Source organism: Streptomyces sp. LARHCF249 (assembly GCF_052871255.1).
In genome coordinates this window covers 494,019-507,773 of the sequence record NZ_JBIXJQ010000004.1, presented here as the reverse complement: position 1 = coordinate 507,773, position 13,755 = coordinate 494,019, and the positions used below count along the sequence as shown (strand labels likewise).

Here is a 13,755-nt window from a genome sequence, read left to right as displayed (position 1 = left end):
CTCCCGTGCTGTTGTCACCCTGTCCCGTGCCAGTTCTGGTCGTGCCTCCGGTGGGCCTCGGTCAACCCGTCGCGGAAGTACCGCTCGTAGTAGCCGTTCTCGATGTGATGGGCCTGCAGCCACACGCCCGGTACGTGGATCGTGTCGCAGTGTGCGGGAAACCGTCCGTGAGTCTCGTAGATGTAGGTGCAGATGTCCCGCGTGCACGCGATGACGTCGGCGGAGTAGTCGCTGGCCTCGTGCAAGTACTTGCTGCCGAAGTCCCCCCGGTAGATGCGCGCGAACATCCCCTCGTCGGCGTAGATGCCCGCCGGCCCGAACTTGTCCGCCACGACGGCGTCGACTGCCTCGCCCATGCTGCCGTAGTTGGGTGGACACATCGCCTTGATGAGGTGTTCACCGTTGTGCCGCAGGCCGACGGTGGTCGTCCGCAGGGTTGAGTAGCGCGGGAGCGGCACCTGCCAACGCAGCATGTCCGCCGGTCTCCACCTCGGGGTGGTCCAGTCGAAATCGAGCATGGAGCCATAGGTGGGACGGAACTTCGGGTCCCCCAGCATGATCGACGGGGCGATCGAGGCGTGGATCCAGGCTCCGAGACCCATGGCGTCTGCGGTGAGCATGAGGTTCTGCAGGAGCAGGTCGGCCTCGATCTGCGTGCGCATCGCCCAGATGAAACCCAGAGGCAGCTTGATGTCCTTGTTCAGGAATCCCGACTTGACCCATTTGCGCACGCCCGCCGAGCGGTAGAGGTTCCGGTCGTCGACGATCGCCGGCCGTGCTCCCTCAGGCTGAGTCAGCAGGTACATCATCCCGTTGATGTACTGCCGTGACAGGTCCACTACAGGAAAGAGGATCGTGGTGCCCGGGAGGTTCGACAGGAACCGGTTCGAGTCGAGGTAGGCCGGGAAGTCCCGCTTCCCTTCCGGTACGTCGATGCGGTGGTCGAGCAGCTGCACCTTCGCCTCGGCGGCACGCGAGCAGAGCGACTCCGCGTCGAACGCCGCCGCCCCTCCGTCGGGCGGAGGGGGCAGTTTGCGCAGGAAGTAGGTGCCGGTGTCGTTGATCAGGAAGAAGTGCGTGCCCTGGGCGTTGTCGGGACTGCCCGCGGTTCGGCCGGCCATGTTGAGGTTCGGCTTGGCCATGATGGGCTTGCCGTCGCGCGGGTCGGCGAAAGGGCGGTCCGGCATGGTGAGGCCGCAGCAGCCCGTGATGGCAATGAGGATGGCCTCTTCGAGCTCCGTCAGCGGGGCCCGTGGTTCGGCGGAGGTCCAGCTCATCGAACCGGCCTCGACCGAACTGCCACGGCTGACCCGGTGGGTGCGGCGCTGCCAGATCGACGTGAGCAGCGGGCGATTCGCCAGGGCGTCGAACCCGGCACGGCTCTGGGTGTTCAGCGGGTCTTTCATACTGCTGTCCCTTCACGGCGCGGCCGAGCCGGTCCGCCCCGGCATCCCTGTGTCCGCACCGTGCCGGCCACCGTGGGCGCGGGGCTCCGGGAAGATGTGGCGGACCCGGACACTGTCAGTCGCGCAAGCGTGCCTCGATGGTTTCGACCAGGCCGGCGATGACGCCGTCGGGCGAGGGGCTGTAGTGGGGGACGGCCCATCGCGTGATCCTGGCGTCGATGAGGGAGGGGCGGCCGGAGGCGAGCGCTTCACGGAAGGCCTTTTCGAACTCGTCCAGCGTCTCGACGCGGTAGCCATCGGCTCCGCACGCCTGCGCGTACGCGGCGAAGTCGGGGTTCTGGAACTCTACGAGCCCCGTCTCTCCATAGGTGACGAGCTGGAAAAGTTTGATCAGCTTGAACTCCTCGTCGTCGAAGATGATCCAGATGACGGGAATGTTGTTCTCGACGGCGGTCATCAGCTCGAAACCGGACAACGAGTAGCAACCGTCGCCGCATCCGACGACGACGGTCCGTTCCGGGTGTGCGACCTTCAAGCCGATGGCGCCGTTGACGTGGCCGGCCATCGGTCCGAACGAACCGGCCTTGCGGAAATTCTGCCCCTCCTCCAGCTCGACGTAGTAGCTCAGCCATGCAAGGTGTGCTCCCGCGTCGGCGAGCAGAACAGCTTGCGGGGGCAGCATCCGGCCGATCGCCTGGGCCAGCTCCCCCGGGTGAATCTTTCCGGTCAGGTGCGTGATGTGGCGGGCCTCGTAGTCCCGGCCGTCCACATCGACCGCCGGGATTTCGCCGACCCTGCCGTCCAATGCCTCGTGGAGAGCCGCCACCCCGAGGCGCGCATCGGAGAGCAGCGCGTAGTCGGGCCGGTAGGCCTTGCGGAACTCGGTCTCAGAGATGTTCACATGGACGAGGACCTTGTTCTCGAAGAGGTCTTCGCGGTAGTTGAACGTGGCGTGCTGGTTCAGGGAGTTTCCGATGCACAGCACGACGTCGGCCTCGCGGAAGGCCTTCCACGCGCTGGAGTGGCCGCTGTCCGCGAAGACGCCCACCGAGAGCGGGTGGCCCTCGGACACGATGCCCTTGCCGTCCAACGTGGTGAGCAGGGGAATCTGGAACCGTTCGATGAATCGCCGGACCTCCGCTCCCGCTCCGCTGCGGATCGCACCGAATCCGACGAGCGCCACGATGCGCTCGCGCCGTGTGAGGGCGCCGGCCAGCATCGATGCGATCTCCTCCACGCGTGCCGGATCCGGGAGGACCGGTGCGACGTCGAGCCGGACATGCCGGAAGTCCGTCACCTCGACACCGCGGTGGGTGAGGTCCTCGGGAACATGGATGTGCACCGGACCGGGCCTTCCCTCGAACGCGATGTTGACGGCTTCCTCGAGCACATCGCACGTATCCGCGGCGTCGGTAAGCAGGAAGGACTTCTTCGTCGTTGCGGCGAACATGGACCGGGAGTCGGGCGTCCGGTTCAAGCCCGAGGTTTCGTTGAGCGAACCCCATCCCTGCCATGCCGTTGACGCGTACCCCGAAACGGCCAGGACGGGGTAGGAGTCGGACATCGCCACGGCCAGGCCGGAGAAGAGGTTGAACGCACCGGGCCCGGCCGTTGCAAAACAGAAGCCCAATTGGTTCGTGTACATCGCATAACCGCAAGCCATGAAAGACGCGGCCTGCTCATGACGCGTAATGATCGGCCGGATCTGCTGCGAGTGCTTGAGCGCCAGCATGAGCCCGGCTGCGTTCTCTCCGGCACCGCCGAAAGCAGCGCGCACTCCGATGCCTTCAAGCCCCTTGACTATGGCTTCGTAGACCCTCATCGCCGTTCCCTCGTCCACTCCCCCGCATATATTTGTCGGCAATTTCGCTGACGCGGCACATATGGCGAGGCCGAGGCCGTCGCGGCGCCCTCACCCATGACGGAGTCTGCTCAAACGTCCCCAGATGCCTGGAATGACACCTCAGGCGAGGAACTGTGGTGCGGTAGCGCTTACCGGTTGATCTCGGCGTCGGCCCCGTCGGCACGGGCCCCGCCGGGTGGGGCCCGACCACTGTGGGAAGAAGTGTTCGCACACGCCGGACAGCTCCGTTGTGCAGTCTTCCGGAGACCAGTTTGCCAGTACTCGACGCATCCCGCTCCCGCACACGAAGTGGGCCGTACGGGTGAGGCGGCCGCGTCGCTTCTCCCGGCGCCCGCAGGAACTCGTGCGGTGGTCCCTACCGGGGCGTGAGCCGGATTCCACCCGTCTGCGTTGTTCCGCGCGACGCGGCCGTATCACTGAGTCAGGGTTGCCGTGTGTAACCAAGGTGCCCGCGGACGCAGTCTCGGGCAGCCGTGCAGCGTCGCCTCGTCGTCCGGCAGCACGCATCCGGACAGCAGGTGCGCTTGGCGAAGAGGCACACATGGACGAGATCAGGCAGTACGAGCACTACGTGGGCGGCAACCCGGAAGCGGAACGGCTCATCTTCGAGCGGCTCGCCCGCGAGCTCATGCGGGTCCAGCTCAAGTCGAGGAAGCGCAGTGGCGCCCCCGACATCGCACGGACGTTCCATGCCAAGGACGTTCTCGGCGTGGAGAACGCGCGACTGAACTTCGTCGACGACCTGCCCCCCGACCTGCGGACCGGCTTCGCCCAACCTGGCGCCGAGTACCCCGTCACCGTGCGGCTCTCCAATGCGAACGGTGCCCGCCGGCCCGACCACGCCCCCGACCTGCGCGGAGCGGCCTTGCGCATCGCGGCAGGAGCCGACGAGGCGCACGACCTGCTCATGACGAGCCATCCGGTCTCGCATGCCAGGAACGCGCGCGAGTTCGTCGAATTCGCGAAGGCAATGGCGGGCGCCGACTCGACACCGCGGAAGGCTTTCGCGCTGTTCGTCACCCTGCCGCTCACGGTCGGATGGTCCACGGCCGCACGCATGCGGCGCAACGTGCGTGCGGGTACGAGCCGCACGGTACCCAGCCTGGCGCTGGAGACGTACTGGAGCCGCGGCGCCATCCTGTGGGGTGACGCGGGGCCGGTGCGCTACCAGCTGAGCCCCGCGGACGACGCTCCGCCGGCCCCCGCCCCTTCTGCCACTGATCCCGATTACCTGCACCACGAGCTCGGACAGCGGCTGAAGAAGGCAGATGTCGTCTTCGACCTGTACGTCCAGCGCTACCTGGACGCCCGCCGAACACCCATCGAGGACGGCGCAGCCGAGTGGAAGGAGGCGGACACGCCCCTCGTGCGGGTGGCGACGCTGACCATCCCGCGCCAGGACATCGGCTCCGCCGAGGCTCGCGCCACAGCGGCACGGGTTGATCAGCTCGCCTTCAACCCCTGGAACACGACGGAGGAGTTTCGGCCCCTCGGAAACCTCAACCGTGCGCGCAAGGTCGCCTACGAGGCCAGCAGTGCCCACCGCCTGGGCCACCGCTTCGCCAACGTCGAGCCCCGACGCAACGCCGTACTGGGCGTGCCGTTGCGCGCCGCCTTCCGCGGTCTCAACCGTTTCGTCCCCTGGCACCGGCTGCCCACACGCCTCGGCCTGCTGAACCTCGTGGCTTTCCGGCAGAAGTTGCGCCAGGACAACCTGATCGACACCGAGGCCCGCGAGGCTCCGCCCAGGGTCCAGCCCGTACCCGAGCCCATCGACGAAGACGTGCGGCTCGCACGGAGCTACGACGGCACCTACAACGACCTGTCCGCGCCGAAGATGGGCTCGGTCGGGTCCGCCTTCGGCCGCAACCTCGCGCCCGTCTACCAACCGGAGCTGTTCGACGTACCCAACCCGGTCACTGTCAGTCGCGAGCTGCTGCACCGCGACGTCTTCATCCCGGCGCGCTCCCTCAACATCCTGGCCGCCGCCTGGATCCAGTTCCAGGTGCACGACTGGGTCAACCACAAGCGCTACCCCACCGGTACGAACTCCGTCGAGGTGCCGCTCCCTCCCGGTCTCACGTGGACGAACACGCCGGGCGGACGTCCAGAGAAGGTCATGCGCTTCGCCGAGAACGAGGGGCTCCAACCGCCCGACGGCAAGGGTCCGCCGACGCTCTTCGCCAACTCGGCCTCCCACTGGTGGGACGGCTCCGAAATCTACGGCGGCAACGAGGACGCCGGAAAGTCGCTGCGCGAGCCGGGCGGCGGTGCCGCGCTTCGCCTGGAGGACGGCCACCTGCCGGCCGGGCCGGACGGCCTCCCGCTCACCGGCTTCGCGGAGAGCTGGTGGTACGGCCTCAGCGCCATGCAGACCCTTTTCGCCCGCGAGCACAACGCCGTGTGCGCAGCGCTGCGGCAGGAGTACCCGAGGTTGGGCGAGGACCGTGTCTACCACACGGCGCGACTGGTCGTCTCGGCTCTCATCGCGAAGATCCACACCGTGGAGTGGACCCCCGCGATCCTCGCCACCGAAGTGATCGACATCGGGCTGAAGACCAACTGGCAGGGGCCACCGAAGAAGTGGCTCGAACAGTTGGGACTGTGGCTCTTCGAGGCCCACTCACTGACCGGCATCCCCGAGACCCAGCCCGACCACCATGCCGCTCCGTACTCGCTCACCGAGGACTTCGTCACCGTCTACCGCATGCACCCGTTGCTCCCCGACGACTTCGAGATCGTGGACCACCGGCTCGGCCGGAGTCTGGACACCCTCGGCTTCAACGACGTCCAGGGTCCCGCTGCGGAAGCGCTCATCCGCAAGACCGGCCTGGCCAATTCGCTGTACTCGCTCGGCATCGCCCATCCCGGCGCGATCACCCTGCACAACTATCCCCGCTCCCTGCAAGCGTTCGAGCGGGACGGCGAGATCATCGACCTGTCGGTGGTCGACCTGGTGCGCACCCGGCGCCGCGGTGTACCGCGCTACAACGACTTCCGGGCGGGCCTGCACAAGCCGCGCGTGCGGCGGTTCGAGGATGTGTCTTCCGATGCGGAGACGGTCGCACGCTTGAAGGAGGTCTACCGCGATGTCGACGAGATCGACACCATGGTCGGTCTCTTCGCCGAGAACCCACCCCAGGGCTTCGGCTTCAGCGACACCGCATTCCGCATCTTCATCCTGATGGCGACCCGCCGCCTGCAGAGCGATCGCTTCCTCACGGTCGATTACCGGCCCGAGGTGTACACCCCCTTGGGCATCGACTGGATCGAGCGCAATGGCATGACCAGCGTGGTGGTGCGGCACTGCCCCGAGTTGGCGAGCTTCCTGCCACGCACAGCCAGCGCGTTCGCGCCCTGGCGCCTGGCTACGGCGAAGGGAGCCGAAGGCGGTCGCGGCTGAGAGGGCGCTGGCCTGCGAACAAGGCCAGAGGCCGTTGTCGCTGCTGCTCCTGCGCAACCCGCTTGCCGACCCCTTCGTCCTGGGCGTCTCGTCCGGGGCCTCGACCGGCGCGGTCGTCGTCGTGCTCGGTGTCGGCGGCGGAGCCCTGTCGGTTCCCGGGGGCGCCTTCCTGGGCGCGGTGTGCTCGTTCGCGCTCGTGCTGCTGCTGAGCCGCACCCTGGGCGGCGCGACGGATCGGGTGGTGTTGTCCGGGGGCGCGGCGATGCAGCTCTTCTCCGCGCTCACGTCCTTCGTCGTGATGACCGCGGCCGTGGCTGAGACCACGCGCGGGGTGCTGTTCTGGCTGCTCGGCTCGTTGAGCGGGGCCGGCTGGACCGACGTGTGGGTGTGCCTGGCGGTTCTGGTGGCGGCTCTGCTGGTCTGCGCCGGGTACGCGAGGACCCTGGACGAGTTCGCGTTCGGGCAGGACGCGGCCGCGAGCCTGGGGGTCTCGGTGGCGCGCACCCGGCTGGTACTGCTGTGCGTGACCGCGCTGCTGACGGCCGCGCGGGTCAGCTCGGCCGGGGCGATCGGTTTCGTCGGCGTCGTACTGCCGCACGCGCCCACGCGCGTTGACCGGGCCCGGGCACGCGCGGCTGCTGCCGGTCACCGCCCTGGCCGGGGCGGTGTTCCTGGTATGGGTCGACACCCTCGCCCGCACGGTCCTCGATCCGCAGGAGGTGCCGGTCGGTGCGGTGACCTCGCTGATCGGCGTCCCGGCGTTCGTCCTCGTCCTGTACCGCACCAGGAGTCCACGATGACCGGAACCTCGCAGGCCGGACTGCGCGCCGAGCGCGTCACCCGCACCGCCGGCGGCACACTGATCCTGGACGCGGTCAGCCTCACGCCGCGTCCCGGAACCATCACGGGCCTGCTCGGGCCGAACGGTTCGGGCAAATCCACGCTGCTGCGCCTGCTCGCCGGCGTCACCGTGCCGGATTCCGGTGCCGTCACCCTCGACGGCCGCCCGCTGGGCGAGGTGGCACGCCGGGAGGTGGCCCGGCGCGTTGCCGTCGTGGAGCAACAGGTCGACACGCAGGTCGTGCCGACCGTCATCGACGTCGTACGCCTCGGCCGCATCCCGCACGCCGCGAGATACTGCTGGACGAACCGACCAATCACTTGGACATTGATCGCGCTGCACGACTTGAACCTGGCGGCGATGTACTGCGATCAGCTCGTGGTGCTGGCACGCGGCCGTGTGGTGGCTTGCCGAAGCCCGCAGGACGTGCTGACCGAGACGCTGATCGCGGAGGTCTACGGCGTACGGGCCACCGTCACCCGGGCCGGCCCCGGCGACCGCCCGCACATTCGCTTCCTCGGCACACTCCTGCCCGGCTGACCACCGATCGAGAGCGCGTCGCCGCCGAGACGGGGGCGCTCAGCTTCGGCCGGTGCACGTACGGCCGGGCACCGGCGATGGTTTAAATGAAAACGATTATCGCTTACTCTTTCGTCGACGCCCTTGATCGGCACGACTGGAAGACGAGAACGCGCACCATGAGAAGACTCCGCCGTAGCCTCATAGCCGGCCTGCTCCTCGCTCCCCTGCTCACCGGTTGCTTCGCTTCCGGCGACGGCAACTCCTCGTCCGCCGGCTCTTCCGGTCCCGGAGAGGGCGCACGGCTGCGCGTGGCGATGGCGTTCCCGCTCCGGGAGAACTTCTCCCCGTACGGGGAGGACGCCTACCACTTGTCCAAGCTCGGCGTCTCCGAGGGCCTGACCCGGCTGGATGCCAACGGCCTCGCGGCCCCGGCGCTCGCCCGGTCCTGGAACAGCGGGGACGGCGGCCGCAGTTGGCTGTTCACCCTGCAGGACGCCAAGTTCCAGGACGGCGACGAGGTCACCCCGGACGCTGTCGTCACCGCCCTCACCCGTGCCGCGCAGGCAGAGCCGGCGCCTGCCGCCCTGTCCGGGGTGAAGCTGTCCGCCGAGGCGGTGGGCGACCACCAGGTGCGCGTCCGTACCGAGGCCCCCGACCCCGTGCTCCCGCTGCGGCTGTCCAATCCGCGTCTGGCGGTGTTCTCCCCGAAGGCGTACGCGAAGCAGGGCAGCGTGGACCCGGTCGGCACCGCCACCGGGCCGTTCACCCTCAAGAAGATCACCGGCGAGACGGCGGCCTCCCTGGACCGCTTCGACGGCTACTGGGGCGGACGCCCTCAAGCGTCCGGCATCGACGCCAAGTTCATAGCCGACGGCACGGCCCGCGCCAACGCACTGCGCACCGGCCAGACGGACATCGCGGAGTCGCTGCCCGTCGCCCAGATCGCCTCCCTGGACAAGGAGACGGTCCACGAGAAGCCGACCGCGCGCAACGTCGTGCTGAATCTGAACACGAAGTCCGGCCCGTTCGCCGATCCGGGGCTGCGGGCCGCCGCCCGGGAGGCCATCGATCCCGCCGTCCTCGCCAAGGACGTGTACGAGGGCTACGCCGAGCCCGGCCAGGGCATCTACGGCCCAGCGCTCTCCTGGGCGGCCGGCAAGCGGGTCGAGCCGAAGGGACGGGCGAAGGCCGCGGATCCGGACGGTGCCTCCGTCACGATCGCCACCTACAGCAACCGGCCCGAGCTGCCGGAAGTTGCCCAGGTGCTGCAGCAGCAGCTGCAGAAGGCCGGGTTCACGGTGAAGCTGGAGGTCCGTGACCTGGCCCGGTTCGACAGCGACGCGCTGGCCGGGAAGTTCGACGCCACCGTCTACTCCCGCAGCGTCCTGATGGACACCGGGGACCCCGTTACCTTCCTCGCCAGCGACTACACCTGCGGGGGCGGCAACAACCAGTCCCAGCTGTGCGACAAGACGGTCGACGAGGCCGTCGCCAAGGCCGCGTCCGTCACCGACACCGCACAGCGCCAGGACGCCGTCATGGCGGCCGAAGCCGCCGTCCTCGCCACGGACGCAGTGGTCCCGCTGGTGCACATGAAGGTCGCCATGGGCATCGGCACCTCGGTGGAGGGCACGCTGATGGACCCGTACGAGCGTCTCGTCGTCGGCACGGGAACGCGGCGCTGACACGATGGCCGACGCGGTGAAAGACGTTGCCGCCGCCCTGCGCGCCATCGTGCGGGGCGGCGGGCTCACACTGGTGTGGCGGGGCGCGCTCACCGCCGCCCTGGTGTGCGGAATCGGCCTGCTGCCCTGGCTGTCGCGCACGGACCCCGCACTGACCGTGCTCAAAGCGCGATCGGCGGAGAGCGACCCCACCCCCGAGGCGCTGCGGACCGTACGAGACCAACTCGGGCTGGAAGATGGCCCGTTGCCCTTGCTCGGACGGTGGCTCGGCGGATTGCTGCACGGGGATGCGGGCCGCTCGTGGATCTCCGGCGGCGAGGTGCTGCCGTCCGTCGTCCAAGCCCTCGGTGCCTCCCTGCTGCTGATGGCCGGGGCCCTGGCGGTCGCCGCAGGCACGGCCGGCGCCGTATGCGCCCGCACGCTGTGGCTGGGCTCGCGACGCAGGCTGGGCGGGCGGAAGCCGGGCGGCACGGGGTCGGCGGTGCTGGGCGCGCTGCCCGAGTTCCTCCTCGCCTCCGTGCTGGCCTCGGTCATCGGGGTGCAGCTCGGCTGGCTGCCAGCCCTGGGTTGGTACGGGCCGCAGTGGATGGTGCTGCCTTCGCTGGCACTCGGGCTGCCCGCCGGAGCGGTCCTCGGGCGGATGCTGGACGATCTGCTGCCCGGCGCCTTCGCCGAGCCGTGGACACTGGCCGCCGCCGCGCGCGGCATCCCGCCCAGGTCCGTGGCCCGGCAAGCGCTGCGGCGCTGCGTACCCGGCGTGCTGCCCAACCTGGGCCTGTTCGTGGTCGGCCTGACCGGCGGCGCCGTCGCCGTGGAACAGATCTACGACATCCCCGGCCTGGGCCGGCTCACCCTGCTCGCCGCCCTCGCCCAGGACCTGCCCGTCCTGCAGACCGGCACCCTCGCCCTGGTCCTGCTCGCCGCGATCGCCAGCGCTCTGGCCCGGCTCTCGGCCCGGCTGCTGATCGGACCCGCGCTGCGTGACGGCGCCCTGCACTCCCTGCACAGGCCCACCCCACCCGCTCCCCGCACGCTGCCCCTGCTGTACGGGGCGATGCTCGCCGCCGTGATCGGCCTCGGCCTGCCGCGGGACCCGCTCGCGCTGGAGACCGGCGCCCGTCTCCAAGCCCCCTCCCCCACCCATCCCTTCGGCACCGACGCGCTCGGCCGGGACATCCTGGCCCGCATCGCGCACGGCGCACTGACCACCCTCGGCACCGCCCTGGCGGTGAGCGCCGCCGCCCTGGTCGTCGGCGTGCTGCTGGGCCTGCTGCCCCGGCTGTCCGCGCCGCTCTCCGACACCGTCAACGCGGTACCGCCCGTCCTGGCGGCCCTCCTCGTCACCGGCATCGCGGGCAGCGGCCCGTGGACGCCCGCTCTCGCGGTCGCCGCCGTCGCCTGGTCACCGCTGGCCACCCACGCCTCAGCGCTGCTGCGGCAGGAACGCGCCACCACCCATCTGACCGCCACCCGCGCGCTCGGCGCGGGCGAGTGGTACCTGCTCACCCGCGGGCTGCTCCCGGCCGTCCTGCCGCCCGTGGCCCGCCACGCGCTGCTCCGACTGCCCGGCATCGCGCTCGCCCTGGCCGCGCTCGGCTTCCTCGGCCTGGGCTCCCAGCCGCCGTCCCCCGAATGGGGTCTGCTGCTCGCCGAGAACCAGCCCTACGCCGAACGCGCGCCGTGGGCGGTCCTCGGCCCGGCCGCCGTCCTCGCCCTGCTCGGCGCGCTGGCGGTGACCGCGACGGGCGGGGTGCGCGTGCCGCGCCTGCGACGGCCGCCGGGAGCGCGCCCGACAGCGCTTCAAGAACGTCCCGCGGAGACGGAGCAGGCGGTCCCCGCGCCGCCCCGTACGCCCGTGCTCACTCACCCCGCCGACTGACGGACCTCGATGACCGCCCTCTTCTCCCGCGTCCTGCCCCGGCGGCCCGCCGGGGCCCCGAAGTCTCCGCGCGAGCGGACCTGGAAGAACCTGTCACCGGTCCCGAAGCTGCTGATCCTGACCCAGCTCGCCTTCAACATCGGCTTCTACGCCGTCCTGCCGTTCCTCGCCGAACACCTCGGCACCGCGATCGGCATGGCGGGCTGGATGGTCGGTTTCGTCCTCGGCCTGCGGACCTTCAGCCAACAGGGCCTGTTCGTGGTCGGCGGCTGGCTCGTCGACCGCTACGGCGTTCGGCCCATCGTCCTCGCCGGCTGCGCGCTGCGCGTCGCCGGCTTCGCCTGGCTCGGGTACGCGGAGGAGACCTGGGCCGTGATCGGCGCGGTCCTGCTGATCGGCTTCGCCGCCGCCCTGTTCTCCCCGGCCGTGGAGTCGGAGGCGGCCCGGCAGGCCGTGGTGTGGGAGCAAGCGGGCCACGGGCCGCGCACCCGGGTACTGGCGCTGTTCTCGGCGGCGGGCCAGGCCGGCGCCTTCGTCGGCCCCCTGCTCGGCGCCCTGCTGCTCGCCGTGGACTTCCCTACCGCCTGCCTCGCCGGAGCGGCCGTCTTCGTCCTCGTCCTCGCCGGGCACGCCCGGCTGATGCCGCAGCACATCCCCGGCCGGGTCCGCACCCGGGCACATGGCGGACTCCGCGTGCTGCTCCGCAACCGCCGCTTCCTCGCCCTGTGTTGCGCTTACGGCAGCTACCTGCTCGCCTACAACCAGCTCTATCTCGCCCTGCCCGACGAGGTGCAGCGCGCGACCGGCTCCCAGTCAGCGCTGTCCTGGCTGTTCGCCCTGGCCTCCCTCCTGGCCGTTTGCGCTCAACTCCCCGTCACCCGCTGGGCAGGCGACCGGCTGGACCTGCGCCGCTCCATGGCCGTCGGCCTGCTGCTCATCGCCGCCGGATTCGCGGTCGTGGCCGCCGCCCGGCCCGCCGCCTGGACGGGCATGGTCGGGCTGCTGCCGGCCACCGGGTACGTCGTCCTGCTCACGCTGGGCCAGATGCTGATCGTCCCGGCCGCCCGCGCGTGGGTGCCCGACCTCGCCGAGGACGGCCGCCTCGGCCTCTACACCGGCGCCCTGTCCTCCGTCTCCGGCCTCATCGTCCTCCTCGGCAGCTCGGCCACCGGCTTTCTGCTCGACCTGGGCCTGCCGGCCGCCGTACCGTGGCTCGTCCTCGCAGCTCTGCCCGCCTTGGCTGTGGCCCTGCTGCCTCATCGCCCGGAAGGCGCGGAAGGCGGGGAAGACGGGGTCCCGGCGCGCTGACGGCTCCTGCCCGGCGCCTGAAGCTCTCTCCGGCGCCAGCTCACTCCGGCGCCGCGCGGCGGGGCCCGGACGGGTGCGGCGAGGGCGAGCGGCACGAGGAACTCCACCGGTCATCGGCACAATGCGTCTACCTGCGGTTTTGTGGCTCTGAAACGGTGGTGATCCCGTGTTGAACTCGTCGGTTTCCCTGCCGGCGGGCGCACGGACGGCCGCAGGTGTCAGAGGCTCCTGTTACGTTGCCGGTCATGATCACATCGGACGGCCTTCTCCACCGGATCGGGAACGATCCGGACATCGCCGCGCTGCTGGCCTGGCCCGGCGGCTTCTCCCTCGGTGGCGAGGAGCACGGGGAGGACTTTCAGCTGCCAGGCGGGCTGCCGCGGTACCCGATAGCCAGCTGCGGCTCAGGCGGCGTGTATTTCCTATGCGGGGAACCGGGAGCAGCCCAGCGACCCGTGCTCTACGTCGGTTCCGAGGGCGAAGCCACGCTGATGGGCGCGGACCTGGCCGAGGCCGTCGCGTTGATCACCGCCTGTCCCTACTGGCAGGACCTGGGCAACGGCCATCCCGTGGACGACCTCGAGGAAGCCCTCCGCGAGGACCATCCTGGGATTGACGAGCGCCGGGACCGTGCGTTCGCCGTCCTGGGCCTCGCGCGGCCGACAGCAGGCGAAGCCCTGACCCGGCTGCGTGCGGTAGCCGCCCGCACCGCACCGCACTACCTGCCGACGAGCCCGGCGGAAGACGACGACGAGGAAGACATGCCCTACGACCTCCTCTTCCGCAACGACGCCTGAGCTGCTGCGCAGGCGCCGCCGAAACCGCCGCATGGCACCGGCTCCGTCCC

The 13,755-nt window shown here is 70.1% G+C and carries 8 protein-coding genes and 1 pseudogene; 7 read left to right on the top strand and 2 right to left on the bottom strand.

Annotated elements, in window-relative coordinates:
• Positions 1-14 precede the first annotated feature (14 nt).
• Positions 15-1,406, bottom strand: coding sequence for a hypothetical protein (locus ACIPUC_RS14060; protein ID WP_446589481.1), 1,392 nt, complete (start codon positions 1,404-1,406; stop codon positions 15-17).
• 115 nt (positions 1,407-1,521) lie between these two features.
• The gene (locus tag ACIPUC_RS14055; RefSeq protein WP_446589479.1) at positions 1,522-3,228 is read right to left on the bottom strand and encodes a thiamine pyrophosphate-binding protein; all 1,707 of its coding nucleotides are present in this window, start codon (positions 3,226-3,228) and stop codon (positions 1,522-1,524) included.
• A gap of 583 nt (positions 3,229-3,811) precedes the next feature.
• On the opposite strand from ACIPUC_RS14055, the gene ACIPUC_RS14050 reads away from it, so the two are divergent.
• The 7 genes and pseudogenes from ACIPUC_RS14050 (at position 3,812) to ACIPUC_RS14020 (ending at position 13,705) form a co-directional block, all read left to right on the top strand.
• Positions 3,812-6,673, top strand: coding sequence for a peroxidase family protein (locus ACIPUC_RS14050; protein ID WP_446589477.1), 2,862 nt, complete (start codon positions 3,812-3,814; stop codon positions 6,671-6,673).
• Positions 6,674-6,719: 46 nt separating this feature from the next.
• Positions 6,720-7,473: pseudogene (locus tag ACIPUC_RS14045) on the top strand (FecCD family ABC transporter permease); the annotation flags it as partial.
• Positions 7,470-8,054, top strand: a complete 585-nt coding sequence (locus ACIPUC_RS14040) for an ABC transporter ATP-binding protein (protein ID WP_446589476.1) — start codon at positions 7,470-7,472, stop codon at positions 8,052-8,054. The pseudogene ACIPUC_RS14045 and the gene ACIPUC_RS14040, both read left to right, overlap by 4 nt.
• A gap of 158 nt (positions 8,055-8,212) precedes the next feature.
• Complete coding sequence (locus tag ACIPUC_RS14035) at positions 8,213-9,721, top strand: ABC transporter substrate-binding protein (RefSeq protein WP_446589474.1); 1,509 nt, start codon at positions 8,213-8,215, stop codon at positions 9,719-9,721.
• A gap of 4 nt (positions 9,722-9,725) precedes the next feature.
• Complete coding sequence (locus tag ACIPUC_RS14030; RefSeq protein WP_446589472.1) at positions 9,726-11,600, top strand: ABC transporter permease subunit; 1,875 nt, start codon at positions 9,726-9,728, stop codon at positions 11,598-11,600.
• Between the two features lie 9 nt (positions 11,601-11,609).
• Positions 11,610-12,908, top strand: coding sequence for an MDR family MFS transporter (locus tag ACIPUC_RS14025; RefSeq protein ID WP_446589470.1), 1,299 nt, complete (start codon positions 11,610-11,612; stop codon positions 12,906-12,908).
• Positions 12,909-13,153: 245 nt separating this feature from the next.
• Positions 13,154-13,705: a hypothetical protein gene (locus tag ACIPUC_RS14020; protein ID WP_446589469.1), complete on the top strand. Its 552-nt coding sequence runs from the start codon at positions 13,154-13,156 to the stop codon at positions 13,703-13,705.
• Positions 13,706-13,755 lie beyond the last annotated feature (50 nt).